We start from the raw sequence: 24,361 nt of genomic DNA, 5'->3' as shown, positions 1-24,361 counted from the left end.
GCTGCGGCAAGGCGCATCCAACCAGGAGAACAACATGAACACCACCAAGCAAACCGGAACCACCGCAAGCGATGCGATTGCATTGCTGACCGCCGACCATCAAAAAGTACGCAGCCTGTTCCGCGCATTCGACGACATCAAGGATGACACGGAACAAAGCGATTTGAAAGCCGAACTGGTCGAACAAATCTGTTTCGAACTGACCGTGCATGCGCTGGTTGAAGAAGAAATCTTTTACCCCGCCGTACGCAAGGCGATCAACGATAACGCCTTGATGGACGAAGCCGAAGCCGAACATGGCAACGCCAAGAACCTGATCAAGCAGCTGGAAGAAATGGAAGCCGGCGACCGCCAGCTCGACGCCACGGTGAACCAGCTGTCGCAAGCAATCGAACATCATGTGCAGGAGGAAGAGGGCGACATGTTCATCCGTGTCAAGCAAACCAAGCTTGATACGGCGCAACTGGGCCATCAAATCCAGGAACGCAAGGAAGCCATCGAAAATGACTTCAGCGGCGCACCGGCCTCGGCCGCGACGTCGCGGGGCGCGCCCCGCGAACCGCATCCGGGACGTCCCTGAAACGATGGCGGAATCGCTGCGATTCATGCAAGCAGGAAGGAACTAAGGTCAGCCTTGCTCCTCTAACAAGCGGGGGCAACAAATCCGTGAAACATTTTTGCATGCCCCAGACACAAGCTCGACGCACCCCGCCGCCCCGCTATCGCGGTGGCGGGGACATCAAAAACCCTTACCAGCACCAAGCACAAGGAGATGGACATGGCCACAAATGACCAAGGAAAAGGCAGCAGCGGTTCCAGTAGCCAAACGAGCCAAAGCAGCCAGAAGGATGACACGCAAAGCAGCCAGGGCACGCCGGCAAAAAGTACCGCCAAGCGCGGCTTTGCTGCAATGGATGAAGAGCAGCAACGTGAAATAGCCAGCAAGGGCGGCCAGGCGGCGCATCAAAAAGGCACCGCCCACGAGTTCGATTCGGAAGAAGCACGCCGGGCCGGACAAAAAGGCGGCGAAGCCGTCAGCCGCGACCGCGAACACATGGCTGAAATTGGCCGCAAAGGCGGCGAAAGCCGTCAAGCCGCCAATCGCGGCGAAGACAAAAGCGCCAGCCGCAGCGGCAGCAGCGGCAGCAGCGGCAGTTCCGAGCAAGCCGCCAAGCCATCCCGCCAAAGCAGCAAGACCGATGACAAGCAGTAATGCCTGATCGGGCCGGGACCCGCGTTCCGGCCTGACAAGCCAGCCCTGGCCGGTTTTAGGCTATCCAGCCTGTCATTCATCGGCAACAGTAGCGACGCATCGGCGCCGGGCGGTGCGGCAATGATGCCGTCGGCGCCGGCCTTGCCCTCCGCCAAGCGCACCAGCGATGCCAGCCCGTGGCAATTCAACGCATCCGGGCTGCACTGCCAGCGCACATCATCCCGCGACACCATCGCCAACTGCAACTCTGAGCGCATCTGCAATGGATCGCTGTACCTGATTCGCTTCGTCGAAGAGATAAAAATGTCCTCCTTCAAAGGAGCGAAAACCGGTCTCCGCCCGCGTAAGCCGTGACCATGCCTGCTGCCCCCCGGCGCTCAGCAAATTATCCTGGCGGCCAGCGAAGACGCTGACCGGCACGCCAAGCTGCCCGCTCGGCTCCAGCGGAAAATATTCCTCTACCAGCCGGAAATCCGCTTGCGCCATGCGGACCAGCATATCGCTCAGTTCCCGATGCCTGAAAATCTCGTCCGGGGTGCCGCCCAGTGTTTTAAGATAGCCAAGAATCGGCTCCCTGCCCTGCTTGTATATCGGCTGCGACACGGCTGGCCGGGGACAGCATGGCGCATCCGTGCCGGAAACCCCGAGCCATGCAGGCGGCTGGCCGCGCTGCGCCATATCGAGCGCAAAGCAATACGCCAGCAGCGCGCCCATGCTATGGCCGAATACCGCATAACGGCCCGGCAACAGCGCCTGTAATTGCACCAGATAGCTGCGCACTGCGTTTAATGTCTGCAAAGCCGGCGCACCGGCGCTGCGACCGCGGCCGGGAAGGTCGATCAGCCACACCTCGATGTCTTCGGGAAAAGCGCTGGCCCAGCGAAAGTAAGCCGACGCCGAGCCGCAGGCATGATGCAACACCAGCAGGCGGATCTGCGCGGCGGGGCGCTTCACCGGTATCAATATGGCATTCGAAATAGTCGTCATGTTGAAGGTAATGATCGTCATATCAGCGCTTCGCCGGGTTGCCGCAGGCAGCAGCCACGCGTACCGGCCACAGGCCGTACAGCGCGGTAAGCGCCACCAGCACACTGACGCCGGCCCACACGGCCTGCACGCCTGCGATGCCGATCAGGTAGCCAAGCAGCAAGGAAGAAAGCACGCTGCCCAACTGAAACGCCACGGAAAAGAAGGATAAGGCGGTTGATCGAAAATGATCCGGCGCGTGCTGGTGCAGCAGTGCGTTGATCACGCCGCCGGCGATGCCAAGGAATAATGCGGTCAGCACCAGGAAAATCCCCAGGTGCGCCGCTTCATGCACCCTGGCCGTCATGAACAGTCCGCCTGCCAGGCCCGATAAAGAAAAGGCGACAGCCGCTGCGGGCCGGGCTGAAAATATCCGCAAGACAATAAAAGACAGCCAGCCGCCCACTCCTTTGACGACCAGCATCAAGGTCAGGAACAGTCCGAACACCCAGGTGCTGCCGGTCGCCGGCAGTATATTCTTGAGCACCACCGGCCAGTAGCTTTCCAGGATGGAGATCACGCCGCCCAATAGCATGAAGCGTAAAAGGAGCTGGCGGATGTTGAGCTCTCCCCAGGCAAACAGGATCAACTGGCGCAGATGGCCGGTCAGCTTGACGGAAGCGGGACCGCCCCCGATCCGCTCCGACTCTGGAAACAGCCGCGGCGTCAGCCACAGCAGCAGCAGGAACAGCAAGCCGGATAAGCCGAAACCGGCCTTGTACGGATTGGCGAACAGATGCCGCCCCAGCAAGTCCGGCAAGAAGCCGCCGATCAGGGAAAATAGCGCCATGCCCAGGGCCGCGGACAATTCCGCAAAACCCAGGTGATAGGGAATCCGCTCGCTGATGCCGCTGTCGCGCAACAGCTGGACATACCAGGCGTCGACGGTCCCCGAATTCATCGCACGGGCCATGCCAAAGCAGGCCGCGGCCAGAAACAGCAATGGCTTTTGATCACACAGCAGCATGATGCCGCAGCCTGCGCCATTGGTCAGCAGCGACCAGCGATAGGCGCGCAGGCGGCCGAGCCGGTCCGCCAGCGCGCCGAACGGCAGTTCCAGCATGACCGTGGACAAGCTGAACAAGGCGGCGAACAAACCGATCTCGAACAGCGAAAAACCCGCGTGAACCAGCAGCAGCGTCAACACCGGCAAGATCAAGCCGAAGCTGCCCCACATCAAGGCCTGCTGGCAACGGAAGCGCAGATGAATGCTCATGAGCGCCGGCCCGCGCCGCCGCCGGACTGGAAGACCAGATAGTCGCCATCCTCGGCCGTGCCGCTGCCCGTCTGTACAAAGCCGCAGGCGCGATAGAAAGCGGCGGCGGCATGGTTGCGGCACAGGCATTTCAATGAATATGCCTGCAGCGGCCAGCCGGGTAGCGCGGCCAGCAAGGCACGCCCTATCCCTCTCCTGTGCTGGCGGTAATCGACGTACAGGTGGTGGATGAAATGATCGGCCTCCCACACCGACACAAAACCGGCCAGCGCACCCTCGGCATTCTGCGCGACCAGCATGGTTTCGCCCTGCGTCTGGCGTTCGAGATCAGCCAGCTCGAAGGTAGCGCCGGCCATCCACGTATACGCCTGGCGGCGCGTGGCCAGGAACAGCTCGCGCAACGCGGCCAGATCGGCGCCAGTCGCCGGACGGACATTAATGTGTTGCATAGCCACCCTTCCGATGCAAGATCATGGCCGCCTCAGATCGGCAGACTGGCCAGCACATCGGCCACAAAGCGCTCGGTATCCCAGCTACGGTCAACCGTCGCGCCCAAGCGGGTGATGACCAGCTGGCGGGAAGGAATCACCACCACCAGTTGATGATTAAACCCGTCCAGCCTGACCATATCGTCGGGCAGCGACATGAAATGCTTTTTGCCCGCAAGCGGCTGATTCAGCCACAGATGGGCGCCATACAGCCCTTCCGGCTGATTCGATTGCGCTGTCGACATGAAACGGATCCAGTCGCGGCTGACGATCTGCTGTCCATCCCAGTTCCCCTGCTGCAGTATCAGTTGGCCGATGCGGCTCCAGTCGCGCGCCGAGGCCAGCATATAACTGCCGCCGACCAGGTTGCCGGCGGCATCCGGCTCAATGCTGGCGCTGTGGATACCCAGCGGTTCGAACAGGCGACGGCGCGCAAAGCCGACAATGTCCAGCGGCTTTGCCGAGATCGCCTGCGCCATGACTTTCGCCAGCAGCACGCTGCTGCCGCTGTTATAACTGATCTCGCTGCCTGGCTGGGTTTTCAGCGGGCGGCTGGAAACATAATGCGCCATGTCGGCCGACTGGTACAGCATATTGGTGGTGTCGGTTCCCGGCATATAGTGTTCTTCGTAATCCAGGCCGCTAGTCCATTGCAAAAGATTTTGCAGCTGTATCCGGCGCCGCGGGTCGGCCGGCGCCGACCAGTCCGGCAACAACGCATCTTGTCCCAGCGCCAGTTTGCCATCCTGCACCAGCACGCCGGCCAGCAGCGCGGTGACCGTTTTCGTCATGGACCAGCCCAGCAGCGGCGTATCCGGGCCGATGCCGGACGCATAACGTTCGGCCAGCAAGCGGCCATTGCGCATCACCACCAGCGCCTGGGTATTCCTCAGCGACGTGGCGCTCGGCTCTTGCATCGCCTTGTCCAGCACCTGTTGCAAACGATCTTGTTGAGCGGCCTCGCCGGCAACCGCGGGCTCGGCTTGATGTTGAACTTTCGACAATGCGATGCCCGTGGCTTGATGTATCAATGTCGCGACATCGGTATCCACCATCAGGGTACAGCCCAGTCCAGGCCGGTACAAGGCGCTGACGGGGCGAATGAAGCCCAGGCCCGAGGCGCGCACGGTTGCCAGGCTGCGGTCGACCTGATAGCTCACCATCCGCAGCAAGGGATTGATCGGCGCGACCTCGCGCCGGAACACCACGTCGGCATCGCGGCCCGCGACCAGTGCCTGGGTGCACAGATAATGGGCGGCATAGCCGCTAGCCACCGGCATGGCCCAGTACAGCGCCGCGGCGCCGGCCAGCAACAGCAGCACGACGACTGCCGCCAGGCTTTTCCACAGCACGGAAACAAACCGCCATTTTCGAGGGTAAGACTCAGACATGTAATTCCTTTTGATAAGTAATGGTACAAAGTACGACGCTGGGCCGGGCTCGGCCGCTGGCGGTCACAAGCTGATTTCCTTTTTCAGATAAAGGCGCTCGGACCAGATGTCGTGCTCGCGGCAACGTTCGATGAGTTTGTCGGATTCGACGATAGGCAACGACTGCTCGGTGTAGTCGATACTGGAGATGAACTTGAGCCAGGGCTCGGCGCCCATCGCATAAACAAACACTTGGCGCGGTCCGAAGCACTGGATCAATGGCCAGGCGCGCATGCTGTCCGATCCGTTGAGGCGGCGGTTCTGGTCGAATTTCCGGCTCAGCGGCTGCTTCAGCAATGCGCCGTACAACCACGACATCGGTGCGCCTTCGCACTCCATTCCCAGGAAGATGGTATCGATGCGGCCGATAATCTTCACCGCGCGCTGATACAGCTCCGGCTGTAAATTATTCGAATCGGCGGCGAACAGCATGCTTTTGCCGGCAACCTTGAGCGCGAACGCCGCCTTGGAGGCGATATGCAAATCGCCATGTTCGCCGAGGAAGGGCAGCGCGGTAATTTCACCGCCGGCAACAGCCAGCGTATCGAATTCGCTCACTTCGATGATGCGTTCAAAGCCGCACGCCTGCAAGGCCAGCTTGATCGATGGATCCTGCATGAAGCCGGCATGGCTGCGCGGCACGATCAAGGTGCCGATGCGGTGGCGCAGTTGCAGCAGGCTTTCCAGGACGATGTGATCTTGATGGTTATGCGTCAGCAAGACGTAGTCGATGCGTTCGGGCAGGTCGGCAAACGTAAACGGATCGCTGCCCGGTTCCAGCGGATAACCGACGATAGGATCGGTCATCAGGCTGAAACCGTCGGTTTCCACCAACACGGTGGCATGATTGAAATAGCGCACGCGCACCTGGCCGGCAGCACGCCCGGCGCTGGCCGGACGCGCCTCCGGCGGGGTATCGGTGAACCATGCCTCGACCTGCTCCCGCTTGCTGTCGCCGCCTTCCACATGGACCAGCAATGCATCGATCAACGCCGGGCTGGCGCCATCGATGCGCGAGGCAAACAACTCATCGTACAGCGCGTCCCTGAACGGCAGCCTTATCTGCGCCATATGCGGCTGTGCGATCCTGGGCGTGCTCATCATGAAACTGCGAGTATCGCTGCTGGCCAGGAATCCATTCACGCTTTGCAGCGCCGGAAGATAATACTCGCTCTCGTATAACAGGCTTTCGATAAAGCGGAACGATGGGTGACCGCTGAGGTCGTAGCCAAGTTCGACCAGTCCGCGCAGTCCGGCGGGAATTTCCGGATAAAGGGAAGAAAGGCTGTCGCCGTCGCCCTTTTCGGCCAGCAACGCATCCAGCTCGCGCATCGCCTCTGCCAGTTCGAGCAAGGCGGTGCATTTCACTTTGCTGCTCGCAATCAACTCCTCGATCACAGCGACAATTTCCTTGCCACCATTCAGGAACGGACCGCCCGCCATTTTTTCGGCTGAACGCTTGTGCAACTCCGGCGCCTTGACAAACGATTCCATGATGCGCAGCTGCGAATTCTTCAGCACCATCGCATAGGTTGCCGGCTGCACCAGGAAGGTCCAGGCATACCATTGGTTAATCAGCGGTTCGAATACGACATTAGGTTTCAGGTATATTTTCTTATTCATCATGATGCTCGTTTACAAGGGATTGTTGTTCGGCGGCCTGCAACAGAATCGCCGACAAATGCTGGCGCCATGCCAGCATCACGGATTCGATCGAGGCCTGGTCATGCAGCGCCGCGCTGTAGCGGCACTCCAGCAGCACTTGCTCGTCGCGCACCAGCGCCACCAGGTTGAGGCAATGCGAGCGCCGGGCCAGCGGCGCCCGGTCTTCCGCGACGCTTTCCGGCGCCTGTGAAAACAGGCCGGACGCATGCGCCGCCGGCGCCGACACGAAATCGATGCTGACTTCCGGATGCGTCATGCGGTGCCAGGCGTCCTTGCGGCTGTCGTCGTCCGGCGCCGGCAAGCGCTCGTAGCCCAGCGCGGCCAGCGGCATCCGTTCCAGCCGCTGTTCCAGCGCCAGCAAGCCCGGCAAGCGCCGGTAGTCGCCATCGGCAGCGATGTACAGCGGCACGTCGCAGACAAAGCAGCCGACCGTCGCCGCCACCTCCGGCTGGTCCAGCCAGTCGCGGCCATGGCGTCCGAGATCGGCGACCAGCGCGCCGCCGGCCCAGGCGCGCAGCGCGCCGGCGGCGGCGGCGATGACCGCCGTCGCCGCCTTGACGCCGCGGCGGGCCGGCAGTTCCAGCAATAGCGCGCCGGCACTCTCGGCATCGAGCACATGGTGAATCACGCGCTGGCTCGCTTCGCTATTTTCACCAGCGCGGTCGCGCGGCAACGCGACGTTCTCCGTCATGTCCGCAAAATATGACAAGGTCGCGCCGTTGCGCAGGCTATTGGCCAGTTGCTGGTCCAGCTGCCGCATATAGTGCGGATAGGCGTGGTCGGCCGTCACCGCCTGTCCCTGCACTTGCGGCAGGCCGGCATGGTTCAGTTGCCGCTGGTAGCCGCGCGACAAGTCCTGCAGCAGCACGGACCAGGCATGGCTATCGGCCAGCAATCCATGCATCAGGATAAACAGGCGATCATTGCCGTCCGGATAACGCAGATGCGCAATCCGCAGCAACGGCCCCTGGTCCAGTTCAAACGACAACTGCAAGGCGCCGCTGTGCTCCAGGATAAAGGCTGCCGGGTCGTCCAGCTGGCGCAGGTCGTGGCTGCTGCACACCGTCCGCGGCATGGCCTCATCGAACGGCTGGATGCGGCCGTATCCGGCGCCGCGGTCGAACACGCAACGCAGGCCGGCATGCCGCTGCAACAAGTCGCGCACCGCGCCCAGCAAGACCTCTGGCTGCAATTGCCCCGCCGCGCGCACCAGCAAGGAACGGTTCCAGTGGGCGGCGCTATCGCGCTGCAACTGCCGCAACTGGTAAGGACTCAGCGGAAAATCCATGCCGCCCGGCTGTGCCGAAGCGGGACTGGTCCACGGTTGCATGCGGCCGGCCAGATCCTCAAGCGTCGGGCTATTGAAAAATTCCCGCGGATCGAGCGACCAGCCGTGGTGATTTAACTGGGATATCGCACGCAGCACCAGGATCGAATCGCCGCCCAAGCCGAAGTAATTGTCGCGAAGATCGACATGGGACAGCTGCAACACGCTGCGCAACACCGTGCCCAGCGCCTGCATGGCGGGCGTCAGCGGCGCATCCCGATGGACCTCGGCGCGAGCTTCGATCGGCGGTAATTGCTGATAATCCGTTTTATCGCCGGCCGTTTTCGGCAATGCCGCCAAGATGACCAGCGCATGCGGCACCAGATGGGCCGCGGCGGCGCCGCGCAATTGCCGCATCAGCTGACGCACGTCGGCAAGATGGCCATCCTCCAGCACCACGAATGCTTCGATGCGGGTCTGGCCTCGTTGATCCGGCTCGCCTGGCGCCACGCGCACCGCCGCTTCGCGCACCGCCGGCAAGTCCAGCAGCACCCGTTCCACCTCGGCCAGCTCGACGCGGATGCCGCGCACCTTGACCTGGCGGTCGCGCCGCTCCAGGAACACGATATCGCCCGCGGCGTTGCGTTTGACCATATCGCCGGTGCGGTACATCCTGGCTCCGGCTTCGCTGCGGAAGGGATCCGGCATGAAACTTTCAGCCGTCAGGTCCGGCCGGCCCAGGTAAGCGCTGGCCAGCGCGCTGCCGCCCAGATACAGCTGGCCGCGGCAAGACGCCGCGACCGGCTGCAAATGCTCGTTCAGAATATAGGCGTAGCTGCCCGGCAGCGGCTGGCCGATCGCCACCTCGCCAGGCGGAACCGGCTGGAGCAAGTCGCAGGCATGCACAATCGATGTGATCACGCTCTCGACCAGGCCATAGGCATTGACCAGTTCCGCCCGGCTGCCGGCAACCGTGCGCCACTCCCGGACCGCCGCCGGATCGACCCGTTCGCTGCCGGTGATCAGCAACCTCAGCGCCGAAGGCAGGCGCGCCCTTCCCGACGCCATTTCAGCGACCCAGGCGCGCCAGAACGATGCCGGCAGATTGGCCACCGTAGTCCCATATTGCTCCAGCCAGTCGCTGAAAGCGGCCATCGACGGCCATCCGGCCTTATCGCCTATCAGCACGCAGGCGCCGGCGTGCAGCGCGGTGAAGATTTCCTCCAGCGAGACGTCGAACGCCAGCGAAGAAAATTGCAGCACCCGGTCGCCCGCCGTCATGCGGTAGGCCAGATGCAAGGCCTGTATTTTATGGCTCAGCGCACGATGGCTGACTTCCACGCCTTTCGGCGTACCGCTGGAACCGGAGGTGAACAGGGTGTAGGCGCAGGCCGCGGCCGGCAATTGCGCCGGCAATCGCGCCAGCGCCGCCGCGCCGCCGTCCGCCATCAATTCCTCGGCAGGCAGCAGCGGACAATCTTGCCACGATGGCGCGGCGGTCGGGCCGGCCACCAGCAAGACCGGCCTGGCCTGGCTCAGGATCGCTTCCTGGCGCGGCTGCGGCGCGCCAGGATCCAGCGGCAGGTAGCTGGCGCCGCAGCGCAGGATGCCGAGCATCAGCGTGATCGCCGGTATCCCGGACGGCAGGCATAGCGCGACCCGCTCGCCGGCTTGAATACCGCGCGCGAGCAGGTTGCCGGCCACGACATCCATGCCATGCGCCAGTTCGGCATAAGTGACGGACTGATTTCCGGCGACGATCGCCACGGCGCCGTTATCCGGACGCACGCTGCCGGACAGCAAGCTCAGCAAGTCATGCGCCGCGGGCAGGCTGGCCGGCACAGGGTCGCAACTGCTGAGAAACTGTTGCCGCTCGGCTTCAGGCAACAGGCAGACGGCATGCAGCGGCAAGGCGCCGCGGCTGGTCATCAGCATCAGCGCCTGCTGGAACTGGCGCGCCATTTGCGACATCGCATGGTCATCGAACAGGCCCGAGCGATATTGCAGCACGCCGGAAAAACCTGTTCCCTGGCGATACAGATTGAGCGTCAGGTCGTATTCGGCGACCGCCTCGCCGATTTCCTCGAAAGAAATATCCACATCGCCAACGGCGAAATTGCGGGTCGGTTCGTCCTGCATCGAAAACACCACCTGGAACAAGGGCGTCAGGTTGGCGTTACGCTGGCCGCCATGCTGCTCCACCAGTTTTTCGAACGGATAGTCTTGATGGCTTTGTGCCGCCAGCACGCTGCTGCGCACCAGGTCGATCCATTGGCGCAGATCGGCGGCGCCGGCCAGATCGACCCGCAGCACGATCATGTTGACGAAAAAGCCGACCATTTCCTCGATCTTGCGACTGGCGCGGTTGGCGACCGGCGAACCGAGCACCAGGTCGCGTTGCCCGCCATGCTGCGACAGCACCAGCAAGAATGCCGACAGGAACACCACATACGGCGTGGTCCGCAGTTCGCGGCACAGTTGCTCCAGCAATGCGGACTGGGCGGCGTCGATAGTGAAACGATGTTCACGCCCGATAGCGGAATTGCCTGCGCCGCGCTCGGCCCCCAATTCAAGTACCGGCAAGTCCTGCAACTGGCGCTGCCAGAACGCCTGGTGGGCGGCGAAGCGGCCGTCGGAAAAATCGGAACGCTGGGCGCCGCTGTAGTCCGCATAGTCCCATTCAAGCAGCGGCAAAGCGGGCGCCTGGGCGCGGCTGATGGCGTGGTAGAAGGCGCCCAGGTCGCGTGCGATCACCTTGAATGACCAGCCGTCCACCACCAGGTGGTGAAATACCATCAACAAACAACAATGGTCGCTGGAAAACTCCAGCAATACGGCACGCAATAACGGTGCGCGATCCAGCTGAAAAGGCATGGCCATCTGTTGCGACAATTGCTGCGCCAGGAAAGCCTGCGCCGATTCTTGCGACTCCGCCGGGTAGCGGATAATCGGCAATTCCAGCGCGACGGCGCCATGCACGCACTGATAGTCGGCTTCGCCATGGCCGACATGGAACGAGGTGCGTAGCGCCGCATGCCGCTTTACCAGTTCGCCCAGCGCCCATTCCAGCGCGCGCCGGTCGACGTTGCCGCGCAAATGGATGCATTGCGGAAGATGAAACACCGCTCCGCCCATGCCAAGCCGCTCCGAGGTCCACAAACGCCCTTGCTGGAAAGACAGCGGAGCCTGGCGATAGGACGGCGCTGCCTGCGGCGCGGGCCCGGCCAGCGTCGCTTCCAGCGCGGGCGGCGCGGGCGGCGGATTTGCGCTTGCCGCCAGCGCGGCAGCCAGGCCGGCGATGGTCGGGTGATCGAAGAATGTCACCAGCGGCAATTCGATCCGCAGGCGCTCCTGGATGCGCACCAGGATGCGTCCCGCCAGCAGCGAGTCGCCGCCCAATTCGAAGAAATCGCTGGTCGGCGCGATATCGCGGTGTCCCAGGCATTCGGTCCAGATTTCCTGCAGCACCCGTTCCGTCGCGGACAGCGGTCGTGCCAGGCTGGCGGCCGCAGGGACCGCCGCCGCGCTGGCGTGAGATGCGACGGCGGCGGCAGCGGCGGCCGGTTGCGCTTGAACGGCCGGCAGCGGCTGTTTATCCTCGGGCGGCAGCGGCAGCCAGAAGCGGCTGCGCTCGAAAGGATAGCCGGGCAGCGGCAGCCGCTTGCGCGGCTCGTCCCGATACGCATGGCGCGTATGCAGGCGGGCGCCGCGCGACCACAGGCAGCCATGGTTTTCGCTCAGCGCCTGCGCACTTTCGACACCGCGCTGTACGCTGGTCAGCACCAGTTCGGCTGGAACCAGGCGATGAATCCGGACCAGGCCGGCCAACAGCTCGCCCGGGCCGATTTCAAGCCACAGCGCCTTGCCCATCGCGGCAAGTTCCCGCACGCCGTCGGAGAAACGGACCGTGCCCAGCATGTGCGCGGCCCAGTAATCCGGATCGGTGGCCTGCCCGGCCGTGATCAGTTTTCCGCTCAGGTTCGAGATAAACGGAATCGCCGGCTGCGCCAGCGTCATGCCGGCGCAGTAGGCCGCCAGTTGCCGCGCCGCGTCCGCCATCAGCGGCGAGTGGAACGCATGCTCCGAGACCAGGCGCGATTGGCCTATGCCTTCTGCGCCGAGCTGCGACGCAAAGCGCTGGATCGCCTCGACACTGCCGGCAACCACGCATTGCAACGGCGCGTTGACGGCGGCAAGGCTCAGTTCGGCCGGCAGGCGGGCCAGTAATTCCGCTTCCGGCAGCGCCACGGCCAGCATCGCGCCCGGCTGCCGGGCCTGCATCGCGGCGGCGCGCCAGGCCACCAGCCTGACCGCGTCAGGCAAGGTGAAGACACCGGCGCAGCAGGCCGCCACCAGTTCGCCCAGGCTGTGGCCGATCAGGTAGTCGGGCCGCACGCCCAGCGCGTCCCAGGCTTGATACAAAGCGTACTGGTAGGCGAACAGCAAGGGCTGCACGATGCGGGTTTCCGTCGCCGCGGTATCGGCAAACATGATCGACTTGAGCTGGGTGCCGAGCTCCGCGTCGAACAACGCGCACACCTGGTCCAGCGCCACCCGAAACGCCGGCACTTCCTGGTACAGCCGGCGTCCCATGCCGGGCTTTTGCGCGCCCTGGCCGGGAAACAGGAATACCACCGGCAAGTCCTGGTCGACGGTTTCGCTGCCGGCCAGCTCGATGGTGGACAAGCCCTCCAGCGCCGCCTGCAGCGTATCGGCCACCAGATAAGCGCGCCATGAAAAATCGCGCCGTCCGGCCTGCAGGCTGTAAGCGACATCGGCAAGCTCCAGGCCGGGCTGCCGCTGCAAGGCGGTGGCCAGGTTGGCCGCCATGCCTTGCAGCGCATGCGGGGTTTGGGCCGACAGGCGCAGGCAATGGAAACGCTGCGCGGACGGCGTGGCGGGGCCCGCTTCGACCGCCTCCAGTATCAGGTGCGCATTGGTGCCGCCGATCCCGAAGGAACTGACGGCGGCGCGCAGCGGCGTGGCGCCGGGCTCGAAATCGTGCGGCTCGGAATTAATCGCAAAGCTCCCCGGCTCCAGGCCCAGTAAAGGATTGAAGGATTCAAAATGCAGCGTGGCCGGCAAGCGCCGCCGCTGCAGGACCAAGGCCGCCTTGATCGCGCCCGCCACGCCGGCGGCGCTGTCCAGATGGCCGATGCTGCTCTTGACCGCGCCCAGCAGGCACGGCGCACCGTCCGCGCCGCGCTGGCCATAGGTGGCCTTCAGCGCCGCCACTTCGACCGGATCGCCGAGCGCGGTTCCCGTGCCATGGGTTTCCACATAGGAAATCGATTCCGCCGCGACGCCGGCCTGCGCCAGCGCCGCCCGGATCACCCTGGTCTGGCCTTCCGGACTCGGCGCCGTATAGCCGACCTTGTGATGGCCGTCATTGTTGATCGCCGAGCCCTTGATGACGGCATACACATGATCGCCATCGCGCAGTGCCTGGTCATGCCGCTTCAGCAGCACCATGCCGACGCCGCTGCCTTCGACCGTGCCGCTGGCTTGCGCGTCGAAGGCGCGGCAATAACCATCGGCCGAAAAAATCCCGCCGTTGCGGTACAGGTAGCCCGGCACGTCATCCGTGTTGATCGAGGACGCACCCGCCAGGGCCATCTGGCAGTCGCCATTCAGGATCGCCCGGCTGGCCATGTGCATCGCCACCAGCGAGGTCGAACACGCGGTGTTCAAGGTGATCGCCGGTCCGGTCAGGTTGAGCCGGTAGGCGATCTGGGTGGCCGGCTGGTTCAGCACATTGATCTGGTAATGTCCCAGCGCGGTCACCACCTGTTCATTGCCCAGCACATGCTTCAGCAGATAATTGCTGGCGCCGCTGCCGACATATACGCCGACGTCGATACCCGCTTGCGGCAGCGCATAACCGGCATTTTCCAGCGACAGATAGGCATGCTCCAGCAGCTTGCGCTGTTGCGGATCCATGATTTCCGCCTCGCGCGGCGTATAGCCGAAGAAAGCGGCGTCAAAATTGCAGGCATCGGCCATCACGCCTTTGGCGGACACGAAGCGCGGATTGGCCAGCAGGCTGTCAGGCACGCCTTGCTGGCGCAGCGTGGCGTTGTCGGCGCGGGTAATGCCATCGCGTCCGCCGATCAGCATCGACCAGTATTGATCCAGCGTCGCGGCGCCCGACACGCTGGCGCTCATGCCGATGATGGCGACGTCGGCCGCGCTGCCGGTCGACCAGCCGGCGACCGGCTGCGTGGCAGCGACGGCGGCGGCGACCTCGGCGCTGGACAACCACTTGGCAAGGGCCCGCACCGACGTGTGGCGGAACAGCTGGTCGATCCCGATGTCCTTGCCGAAATGGCTGCGCAGCCGTATCTGGCACTGGATCAGGGCCAGCGAGTGGCCGCCGATATCAAAGAAATTGGCGTCCGGATCCACGTCGGCCAGGCCCAGGATATCGCACCAGATCGCCGCGATCGCCGTTTCCGCGGCATTCAAGTCATATTTCCTGGCGGCCGCCGACGGGCCGTCGATCACGCAAGTGAGCAATTGCTTGCGATCGATCTTGCCACTGGAACTGCACGGCAAGGATTCCATTTCAACAATCACATCCGGCACCATATACGCCGGCAGATATTGCTCGGCATGGGCCTTGAGTTCGCCCGCGGCAAAGGCCGGCACGCCGCCGCGCTCGACGAATGCGCACAGTTGCGCGGCTTGCGTGCCATGCGCACGGACCACCACGGCAACCTTGGCCACGCCGGCGTAGCGGCCCAGCACGGACTCGACCTCCCCCGGCTCGATGCGGAAACCGCGCAATTTCACCTGCTGGTCGCCACGGCCCAGGAATTCGATCTCGCCGTTGCGCTCGAAACGGGCCAGGTCGCCGGTCCGGTACAGGCGGCCGTCGTTAGCGCCGCCGTAAGGATTGTCGAGGAAACGTTCAGCCGTCAATTCCGCCTGGTTCAGGTAGCCGCTGGCCAGCGCGCGGCCGGACAAATACAGCTCGCCCACCGCGCCGATCGGCAACCGCGACAGATCCGGCGCCAGGATATGGGTGCCGATGTCGCCCACGGCCTTGCCGATCAGCACTTGATCGCCGCTGCAGCGCGAGATGGTCGCGTAGATGCTGGCCTCGGTCGGACCGTAGGCATTAAACAGTACGGCTTGCGGCAATTTCTGCCTGGCCAGCGCCGCCGTCGCCGGCAGCAATGCTTCCCCTGCGGCAAAGATTGCTTTCAGCGGACCGTCCCCGTCCAGCTGGTTCGCCTGCAGGAACAGGTGCAGCATCGACGGCACGAAATTGACCACCGTGACGCCGCTGTCGGCAATCAGCCGCGCCAGGTAGACCGGATCGTACTGGCCATCCTGGCGCGCGATCACCACCGCGGCGCCGGCCAGGAAAGGCCATAACATTTCCGTCAGCGACACATCGAAGGAAACCGAGGTTTTCCACAGCACCCGGTCGGCGCTGCACAGCGGGTAGTGCTGCTGCAGGTCCTGGAACAAGGCCAGCACGCCATCCTGCCGGCACAGCACGCCTTTCGGCGCACCGGTGGAACCCGATGTATACAAGATATAACCAAGGTCGGTGGACTGCACCGGCGCCGGCGCGACCGCTGCCAGGTCCGGCGCCAGCGCCAGCGCAGCGCAGCTGACGAAGCGGATCGCATGCTGCCGCAGGAACGGCGGCGCCGCGTCGCTGCCGACGATCAGGCAGGGCTGCGCATCGGCCAGCATGTAGTCCATCCGCAGCTGCGGCAATGCCGGATCCAGCGGTAAATAGACCGCGCCCAGCCGGAACAGCGCCAGTACCGTCAGCAGGCCGAGCGCCGAACGCTCCGCGCACAGCGCGACCGTGGCGCCTTTTTGCACGCCCATGGCGCTCAATGCCGCGGCCAGCTGCCCGCTGCGTTCGGCCAGCTGCGCGTAACTGATATGCTCGGCGCCCTCGATCATCGCCACGGCATCCGGCTGGCGGCGCGCGACCGCCAGCAACCGCTCTCCCAGGCTGGTCGCGTCGACCGCGCAGCCGGGTGTGCCCCACTCGGCCAGTTGCCGTTCGCTGGCGTCAGGCAGCCAGGCCGGCGCATGCGCCTGGCCCGCCAGCCGCAGCAAGGCCTGCTGCTGCACGTGGGCGATCTCGGCGACATCCTGCGCATCGAAGGCATCGCTGCGGTAGCTGATCCAGCATGCCAGTTGCTGGTCGCTGGCCGACAGTGAAAAGTCGAACTGGATCGGAAAGCTGTTCACCGCATGGCCGTCGCGCGATTGCAGCATCAGCTGGTCGGCCGGCGCCAGTTGCCGCAGTATGTGGAAACTGGTGTAGTTGAACAGCACTTCGCCCAGCTCGACGCCGCCGGCCGCCTGGCGGATTTGTTGCGAGGGATAGAAGCGGTGGCCGTAGATGCGCGATTCGGTCGCGAACACCATGCGCGCCTGTTCGATGGCGGGCGCGTCCTTGCTGCAGACGGCGCGCAGCGGCACCGAGTTCAGGAACAGGCCGACCACCTTGTCCGCATCCTCGGTTTCCGGCCGGACGTGGGTCACCATCGACACGACGACATCGTCCTGTCCGGTTAATACGCCGAGCGCATGCAGATGCGCGGTCAACAGCACACTTTTGAGCGGCACATTGGCGCTGCGCGCCAGTTCCTGCAACGCGGCCGCCAGTTCGGCGGAGATGGCGACCTGCAGGTGCGCGACCGCCTCCTCCTGCCGCGGCGCTGCAAGCGCAGCCTGCGGCTTGCGGCGCAGCGACGTGGGCCGCACATCGGCCAGCATGTCGCGCCAAAAATCCCGGTGCGCGTGGTTGGCAAGCGCGGCGCTTTCCAGCGCGATGAAGTCGCGATACGTGGTCTGTACCGGCTGCCAGGACAGCGGCGTTCCCGTCAATAAAGACAAATACTGCTGCAGGAATTCGGTGGTCAGCGTCGCTTCGCTCCAGCCGTCCAGGATCGCGTGATGAAAGCTCCAGACCAGCTTGAAGCGGCTCTGGTCGAGCTTGAAGACGAAAGCGTGGAACAGCGGCGCCTGTCCGAGATCGAAGCGCCGGAAGCGTTCCTGATCCATGAACTCGCGGATGCGGGCCGCCTGCTGCGCGTGGTCCAGCTGGCGCAAGTCGGCCACCGTCAGCGGAATGGTCGCCTGTCCATGCACCAGTTGCAGCGGCACCGTGAAATTTTCCATGTCGAGCGAGGTGCGCAGCAAAGGATGGCGCGCCGCCAGCCGCGCCAGGCTCTCGGCGAGATGGTCTTCATTGCAGGGATGCGTCACGACGTAACCGATCACGTCGTGGTACAGGCTGGAGTTGCTGTGCAGGTGACTGTGGTAGAGCATGCCCAGCTGCAGCTGGCTCAGCGGATAAGCGTCGCTGACCCCGGCCGGCAGCCGCGCCGCATCAGCCGCGCTGAGCAAGGCTGCCTGCGGCGCACTGTCGATCGCAGCCGCTGCGGGCAGCGGCTGGCGGGCCTCAATGAAGGCGCTCAGCGCCTCGATGCTTTGGCTGGCGAATAAATCCTGGATATCGAATTCGATGCCCTGTTCCTGGGCCTTGGCCTTCAGCCGGATGGCCAGCAGGGAATCTCCGCCGAGATCGAAAAAGCCCTCGCCGATGTCAAAACCGCCGCGCCCGAGCACGTCTTCCCATAATCGATACAGGCGTTGCTGCAAGCCGCTCAGTTCGCGCACCGGCACGGTTCGTTCCGGCTGCGCCACCGACAGGCGCGGCAATGCCGAGCGGTCGATCTTGCCGTTCGGCGTCAGCGGCATGGCCTGGACCTGGCAATAGCGCGCCGGCTGCATATATTCCGGCAACATGCCCTGCATATGCCGGCGCAATACCGCCTCTTCCGGCACCACGGCGGCATCGGCGCCGGCGCTCCAGTACAGCACCAGTTGCTTGTCGCCCTGGGGCGTGACATCCGCCACCACGGCCGCGCTCTGTACGCCTTTGCATTGCAGCAAGGCTGCTTCGATTTCCGCCGGTTCAATCCGAAAACCTCGCACCTTCAGTTGGCGATCGCCGCGCCCCAGGTAACGCAGCTGGCCGTCGTTGCCCCACATGCCGAGATCGCCGCTGGCATACATGCGCGCGCCCGGCTGTGCGCTGAAGGGGTCCGGCAAAAAGACGCCGGCAGTCAGTTCCGGCCGCTTGAAATAGCCGTGCGCCAGGCCTGCACCGCCGATATGGATGTGCCCGGCGGCGCCAGGCAAGGCCAGCGCCAGCTCATCGTCCAGCACATACACGGACGTGCCGCGTATCGGCGCGCCGATCGGCACCGTGGCGGCGCCGGTCTTTTCGCGCACCGCATACGTGCTGGCAAACGTGGTGGTTTCGGTCGGCCCGTAACCGTTGACCACCGTGCCGTCGGCCAGCAGCGCCTGGGCCCGGCCGACATGGTCGGCGGACAGCACGTCGCCGCCGCACAGCAGATAGCGCAGTCCGCGCAGCGAGGCCGGCGCATAGTCCACCATCGTCGAAAACAGCCCGCTGGTGAGCCACAAGACCGTAATGCCGTGCTGCTCGATCAATTGCCCCAGCTTGTCCAATGGCGTATCCGGCGCTTCCGGCACCACCAGCGACGCGCCGTTCAGCAGTGCTGCCCAGATCTCGAAAGTGGAAGCGTCGAACGCCGTCGGCGCGAACTGCAGGAATACGTCGTCCGGGCCGACCTCGACATAGTCCGGACGATACGCCAGGCGCAGGATGGCCACTTGCGGCACCAGCGCGCCTTTGGGCAGCGCCGTGGTGCCGGAGGTATACATCAGGTAGGCGGCAGCCTGGGGCTTCAATACGATATCGGGCAACGTTCCGGCATGCGCGGCAATTTCCTCGCGCTGCTCTTCCAGCACCAGCAGGTTGAGAAAACCATCCTGCAGTAGCTCCACCCGGTCGAGCATGGCTTCGCTGGTGATAATCACCCCGGCATTGCTGTCGTCGATCAGATATTGCAGGCGGTCGGACGGATAGCGGCTATCCAGCGGTACGTAGGCGCAGCCGGCATTCAATACCGCCAGCATGCTGACCACCTGGTCGATGCCGGGATCGAGCAAGATGCCGATATGGCTGCCGCACGGAATGCCCAGGTCGAGGATATGCGCGGCCAGTTGATTCGCCGTCCGGTCCAGCGTGGCGTAATCGAGCTGGCGCGCGCCTTGGCGGATCGCAATACGTCCGCCTTGGGACTGCGCCAGTTGCGCGATGACGCTGCCGACCGACGCCGGCAACAGCGGCCAGGGATCGTTGTGCTGCCAGCCGTCCAGCAGCGGCCGCAATGCCGGCGGCAACAGTCCGATATCGCGCATCGGCAGTTCCGGCGCGCCGCTGAGCGCCTGCAAATAGTGGCTGTAGGCTTGTCCCAGGCGCGCCATGTCGGCCGGTTCGAACAAGTCGGTATTGAACACCAGGCAGCAATCGAGTCCGGCCGCCGTCTGCTCGGCAAACAGGCTGATGTCGTATTGCGCATAACGGTACAGGTCGTTACGCCGCACCATGGTCAGCGCGCGATCCTGCGGCCGCGCCGGCTGCATGGCCGCGGTCGCGTCCTGCGTGTTTTGCAATACAAAATTAATCTGGAACAATGGGCTGCGGCTGTAGTCCCGTTCAGGATCGATATGCGCCACCACCTGGTCAAAGGACAGTTCCTGATGCTGCAGCGCCTCCAGCGCGGTCTGGTGTTCGCGTTGCAGCAAATCGGCAAACGAGAGGCAATCGGCGGTCGTGGTACGCAAGGCGAGCAAATTGGCAAAAAAACCGACGATCTGCTCGCTACCGGGGCGCAAGCGGTTGGAGGCGGTGGTGCCGATGCAAAAATCCTGCTGGCCGGAATAATCGGCCAGCAGCCGGCGCCAGGCCGCCAGCATCACTGTAAACAGGGTGGTGCCATGGCGGCGCGCCAGGGCATCCGCCTGGCCCCGCAGCGGCAAGGCGATCTGAAAGAAAGACAGGTCGCCGCGATGCGACTGCACTTTCGGCCTGCTGGCCGCGAACGGCAAATTCAGGCTCGCCGCGCCGCGCAGCTTGCCCCCCCAGTAAGCCAGGCTGGCATCAAATGTTCCGGCTTTCAGCGCCTGTTTTTGCCACAGGGCGTAATCCGCATACTGCAATGCCTGCTGGTCCGGCGCGGCCAATGCGGCGCCCTGCCCCAGCGCATCGTAGCTGCTCCAGAGCTGTTCCAGCATCAGGTCGAGCGACCAGCCGTCGGCGACCAGGTGATGCACGGTCAGCACGATGAAGCGGCGCTGTTCGCCGAGATGATGCAGGCTTACCCGCAACAGCGGTCCGGCGGCCAGGTCAAACGGCAGCGCGACGTCGGCGGCGATATGCCGCGCGATCTGTTCTTCGTCCACGCTTGCGTCGTGATGATGTTCGGCGATGGTCAGCTCAAGCGCCGGCCGCACCACCTGATGCAGCGCGCCCGCGGTTTCGCTAAAGCTGCTGCGCAGCGCCTCGTGGCGCGCCACCATAGCCTGCACCGCGGCGCCGAACGCGGCCCGGTCCAGGCTGCCCCGCACATCCAGGATATGCGGAATATGGAAATGGCTGGACCCGCCGCTGATGGCGATCTGCAGCCATAAACGCGCTTGTTCGTCCGAGGCGGGAATCGCCGCAGGGCGCGCTTGGCGAGCAATGCCGGCAGTTGTTTGATCAGAGGAAATTTTTGAAAAAGCCGCCAGTAATTTCTGGCGTTTTGCTTCGATGGATTCATTCAACGACATCAGACCGATACTCCCGAAGGTGACACAATTTTGAGCAAGGCATCCATCTCTTCCGGAGCCAGTTGCTGGAATAAGCTTTCAAGCCGGTGTTGCTGTTTTGCATCCATCGCAATCGCCATCAGCACGTCGGTGCAGTAATCGTTCAGGCGCGGCGACGCGAACAGCGCTTGCGGCGACAGCAGCAGGCCGTAACGGCGGTTGATCCTGCCGGTCATCTGGATGACCTGGATCGAACTGCCGCCGAGCATGAAGAAATTGTCGTTATAAACAATCTGCGTGGTTTTCAGCACGGCCGCCCATTCGCTGGCGACCTCGCTCTGGAACGTCGTCATGGCGCGCTCCGGCGGCGCAGCCTGGCGGTCGTCAGGCATCGAGGTGCGGCGCAGGCGGCCACGGTCTATTTTTCCTGTCGGCAGCATCGGCATGCTGTCCAGCACCTCGATGTGCTGCGGCCGCATATAGTCGGGCAGGCAGGCGGCGACGTGGTCGTGCAAGTGCTCCGGATGCCAGCCTGAGGTATCGCGCACCGTTTCCACGTAGGCATGCAACTGCCGGATGCGTCCATCGATTTCGACCGGCACCACCGCGCACAAGGCCACGCCGGGGAACGCCAGCAGGCAAGCCTCGACTTCGCGCAACTCGATCCGGTTGCCATTGATTTTGATTTGCTCGTCGAGCCTGCCGAGGTAATGGATGACGCCGTTTTCGTCCAGCGTCGCCAGGTCGCCGGAGCGGTACATGCGCGCCCCGGCGTGCGCCGCGTAAGGGTCGGGCATGAAATGCTCGGCCGTCAGGTCGGCACGGCCGACATAGCCGCGCGCCAGGCCGGCGCCGCCGATATACAGCATGCCGCGCACGCCCAGCGGGCAAGGATCAAAATTGGAATCGAGCACATACAGCGCAACATTGTCGATCGGCCGGCCAATCGGCACGCATGCCAGCGTCGCCGTACTGCTGGGCAGGCAAGCCCAGCTGCTGACATCGATCGCCGCTTCGGTAGGGCCGTACAGGTTGTACAGCCGGCAGTCAGGCAATTTGCGGTAAAACAGGTCGGCCTGTTCCGCGTATAGCGCCTCGCCGCTGCACACCACCAGTTGCAAATGCGGAAAATCATGCGCGCCTTCGCCATCGAGCGCATCGAGAAAGGCGCTCAGCATCGACGGCACGAAATGCACCACGCCGATGTTCTGCTCCAGCATTAAAGTCTGCAAGGCTTGCGGATCCTTGTGGATCGCCGGCGGCGCGACCAATAGCTCAAAGCCATTTTGCAGCGGCCACAGGAATTCCCATACGGAGACATCGAAGTAATACGGCGTTTTTTGCAGCACCCGCGGCGCCTTGCCCGGTTCCAGCAGCGTTCCATGCCAGTCGAGCCGGTTGATCAGGGCCCGATGCGTATTCGCCACGCCCTTGGGCGTACCGGTGGAGCCGGAGGTATAAATGACGTAGGCCAAGCTATCCGGATGAATCGGCTGGTACTCCAGCGGCTCGCTTGAGCACCATTGCCCACGGTCGCCGATCGCGTACGTCGCCAGTCCGAGACCGGCCAGATGCGGCGGGCAATCCGCCTGGGTCAGCAAGACGCTGAGGCCGCCGTCACTGACGATCTGCCGGATCCGTTCCGGCGGCGCCTCCGGATCCAGCGGCACGTAGGCGGCGCCGGCGCGCAGGATGGCGACGATGCCCAGCACCATTTCAATCGAGCGCACGCAGCACAGTCCGACCAGCGCATGCGCCGCGACGCCGCGCTGGCGCAAGTAAGCCGCCAGCCGTGCCGACTGCTCATCGAGCTCGCGATAGCTCAGCCATTCGCCGCCAAAGCCCAGCGCCCGGGCGTCTGGCGTGCGCGCCGCCTGTGCGATAAACCGCTCGACCCAGTTCAAACCGTCGGCGGTGCTGTCGGCGCCGCGCCAATACTGCTCCAGCAGCGCCCGTTGGGCCACAGGCTGCACCTCGATGGCATACACGCCGCTCGCTTCTTCGCGCAGATATGCCGCGACCACCAGTTCGAAGCTGGCGGCGAAAGCCGCCGCCTGCTCACCCGACATGCGGGCACGGTTAAACTCGATATTGAGCGCAATGCCATCATCCGTCACCTGGTAGGCCAGGTTCAGGTCGAACGGGCGCTCGTTACTGCTGACCGGCAGCAGTTCCGCGCCGAGGCCATCGAAGGTAATCGGCGCATCCTGGACAAAAAAGGCTTCGGAAATGCTGACATTGAAAATCGTCGTCTCCGCCAGCGCGCCGGCGCCGCGCAGCGCCGCCACCATTTCGGTCAGCGACAATTGCTGGTGCAGCTTGCTTTGCCCGCGCTGGGCGGTAATCTGCGCCACCACCTCGGCCAGCGTCTGTCCGCGCTGCAGCGCAACCCACATCGGCAGGTTGTTCACGTAGCAGCCGCTGGCGCCCTTGAAGCCGCGCGGCCGCATGTTGACCGGATAGGTGACGATGAAGTTATTCAGGTCGTACACCCGCGCCAATGTCACCGCATACAGGCTGGACATGACCAGGAACAAGGTGGTGCGGTTCTGCTTGGTACTGCTTTTCAGCGCCGCCAGCGTGCCGGCGTCGAGGGCAAAGCGATGGCTGCTCCAGCCTCCTTCCTGCTCGGCGCCGGGCGATGGCAGGGCCACGCCCAGCTGGCGTCCCTCCAGCGCATTGCGCCAATACGCAATATCCTGCCGCTGTTGCGGCGAATCGAGGTATTGCGCTTCGAGCGCCAGGTAATCGGAGAAATCCGCCCGCTCCGTCACCGGCAGCGGGCCGCCGGCCGCGTAGTGGTTATACAGCAGCGCCAGGCATTGAATGATGTAGGCTGCCGAAAACGCATCCGAGATAATATGCGGAAAAGCCAATACCAGAATATGCTGCTGGTCGGCGATGCGGCGCAATGAAAAACGGAACAGCGGTGCGTGGTCGAGGGCAAATACTTCCGAAGTCTTGTTCGCTATCCATTGTTGCGTAGCTTGTTCCGCCAGTTGCCCGCGCCTTGCTTCGGCGCTGGCGTCGACAAACTCAATCGCGACGTCGACCTTCTCCGCCACATGGCGCAGCAGCTGCTCGCCGTCGGCCTTGAAAATGGAGCGGCATCCTTCATCGTAGTCGTGGACGAAGGCATCGAGCGCCTGGCGCAGCGCCTCCTGCTGCAAATTGCCGGAAAGACGGAAGACCAGCGGCGTCGTGTAAGCCGAAGACGCTGGATTTAACGACCATTCGAGCCAAAAACGATATTGGTAAGTGGAAGGTAAGGTAATACGCATGGGTAAGCCCTGAGGTTAGTTCACATGGATGCGTTGAAAGCACCTCGAAAAACCTGCTGCGCAGCCCACTTCCGGGTCTGTGTTGCTCGCTGTACCTCCGTACAGCTGC

General features: G+C 63.7%; 9 protein-coding genes. 2 read left to right on the top strand and 7 right to left on the bottom strand.

Features of this window, described 5'->3' with window-relative positions:
* Nucleotides 1-34 precede the first annotated feature (34 nt).
* Both GJA_RS06545 and GJA_RS06540 read left to right on the top strand, forming a co-directional pair.
* On the top strand, nucleotides 35-580 hold the full coding sequence (locus tag GJA_RS06545; RefSeq protein ID WP_038490124.1) for a hemerythrin domain-containing protein: 546 nt from the start codon (nucleotides 35-37) through the stop codon (nucleotides 578-580).
* A gap of 198 nt (nucleotides 581-778) precedes the next feature.
* Entirely contained in the window at nucleotides 779-1,213 is a 435-nt protein-coding gene (locus tag GJA_RS06540; protein WP_038490122.1) for a KGG domain-containing protein, read from the top strand.
* Between the two features lie 216 nt (nucleotides 1,214-1,429).
* Here GJA_RS06540 and GJA_RS06535 read toward each other — a convergent pair whose 3' ends face one another.
* From GJA_RS06535 to GJA_RS06505, 7 genes are all read right to left on the bottom strand, one after another.
* Nucleotides 1,430-2,200, bottom strand: a complete 771-nt coding sequence (locus tag GJA_RS06535) for a thioesterase II family protein (protein ID WP_038498925.1) — start codon at nucleotides 2,198-2,200, stop codon at nucleotides 1,430-1,432.
* Between the two features lie 22 nt (nucleotides 2,201-2,222).
* Nucleotides 2,223-3,455, bottom strand: coding sequence for an MFS transporter (locus tag GJA_RS06530; protein ID WP_051780380.1), 1,233 nt, complete (start codon nucleotides 3,453-3,455; stop codon nucleotides 2,223-2,225).
* Nucleotides 3,452-3,904 (bottom strand): GNAT family N-acetyltransferase, encoded by a 453-nt coding sequence (locus GJA_RS06525; protein WP_038490119.1) that lies wholly within the window; start codon nucleotides 3,902-3,904, stop codon nucleotides 3,452-3,454. Before GJA_RS06525 ends, GJA_RS06530 begins: the two co-directional genes overlap by 4 nt.
* A gap of 32 nt (nucleotides 3,905-3,936) precedes the next feature.
* Nucleotides 3,937-5,334, bottom strand: a complete 1,398-nt coding sequence (locus GJA_RS06520; protein WP_051780378.1) for a serine hydrolase domain-containing protein — start codon at nucleotides 5,332-5,334, stop codon at nucleotides 3,937-3,939.
* A gap of 63 nt (nucleotides 5,335-5,397) precedes the next feature.
* Nucleotides 5,398-6,999, bottom strand: a complete 1,602-nt coding sequence (locus tag GJA_RS06515; protein ID WP_038490113.1) for an MBL fold metallo-hydrolase — start codon at nucleotides 6,997-6,999, stop codon at nucleotides 5,398-5,400.
* Entirely contained in the window at nucleotides 6,989-20,992 is a 14,004-nt protein-coding gene (locus tag GJA_RS06510) for a hybrid non-ribosomal peptide synthetase/type I polyketide synthase (RefSeq protein ID WP_038490111.1), read from the bottom strand. Before GJA_RS06510 ends, GJA_RS06515 begins: the two co-directional genes overlap by 11 nt.
* On the bottom strand, nucleotides 20,992-24,252 hold the full coding sequence (locus GJA_RS06505) for a non-ribosomal peptide synthetase (protein ID WP_038490109.1): 3,261 nt from the start codon (nucleotides 24,250-24,252) through the stop codon (nucleotides 20,992-20,994). Before GJA_RS06505 ends, GJA_RS06510 begins: the two co-directional genes overlap by 1 nt.
* Nucleotides 24,253-24,361 lie beyond the last annotated feature (109 nt).

Origin of the sequence: Janthinobacterium agaricidamnosum NBRC 102515 = DSM 9628, from assembly GCF_000723165.1 — a bacterium.
Classification (GTDB): Bacteria; Pseudomonadota; Gammaproteobacteria; order Burkholderiales; family Burkholderiaceae_D; genus Janthinobacterium; species Janthinobacterium agaricidamnosum.
This window is presented reverse-complemented; position numbering and strand designations above follow the sequence as displayed.

Coding starts and splice junctions, on each gene's coding strand:
- GJA_RS06545 (WP_038490124.1), top strand. CDS start 35: ATGAACACCACCAAGCAAACCGGAACCACCGCAAGCGATGCGATTGCA.
- GJA_RS06540 (WP_038490122.1), top strand. CDS start 779: ATGGCCACAAATGACCAAGGAAAAGGCAGCAGCGGTTCCAGTAGCCAA.
- GJA_RS06535 (WP_038498925.1), bottom strand. CDS start 2,200: ATGACGACTATTTCGAATGCCATATTGATACCGGTGAAGCGCCCCGCC.
- GJA_RS06530 (WP_051780380.1), bottom strand. CDS start 3,455: ATGAGCATTCATCTGCGCTTCCGTTGCCAGCAGGCCTTGATGTGGGGC.
- GJA_RS06525 (WP_038490119.1), bottom strand. CDS start 3,904: ATGCAACACATTAATGTCCGTCCGGCGACTGGCGCCGATCTGGCCGCG.
- GJA_RS06520 (WP_051780378.1), bottom strand. CDS start 5,334: ATGTCTGAGTCTTACCCTCGAAAATGGCGGTTTGTTTCCGTGCTGTGG.
- GJA_RS06515 (WP_038490113.1), bottom strand. CDS start 6,999: ATGATGAATAAGAAAATATACCTGAAACCTAATGTCGTATTCGAACCG.
- GJA_RS06510 (WP_038490111.1), bottom strand. CDS start 20,992: ATGTCGTTGAATGAATCCATCGAAGCAAAACGCCAGAAATTACTGGCG.
- GJA_RS06505 (WP_038490109.1), bottom strand. CDS start 24,252: ATGCGTATTACCTTACCTTCCACTTACCAATATCGTTTTTGGCTCGAA.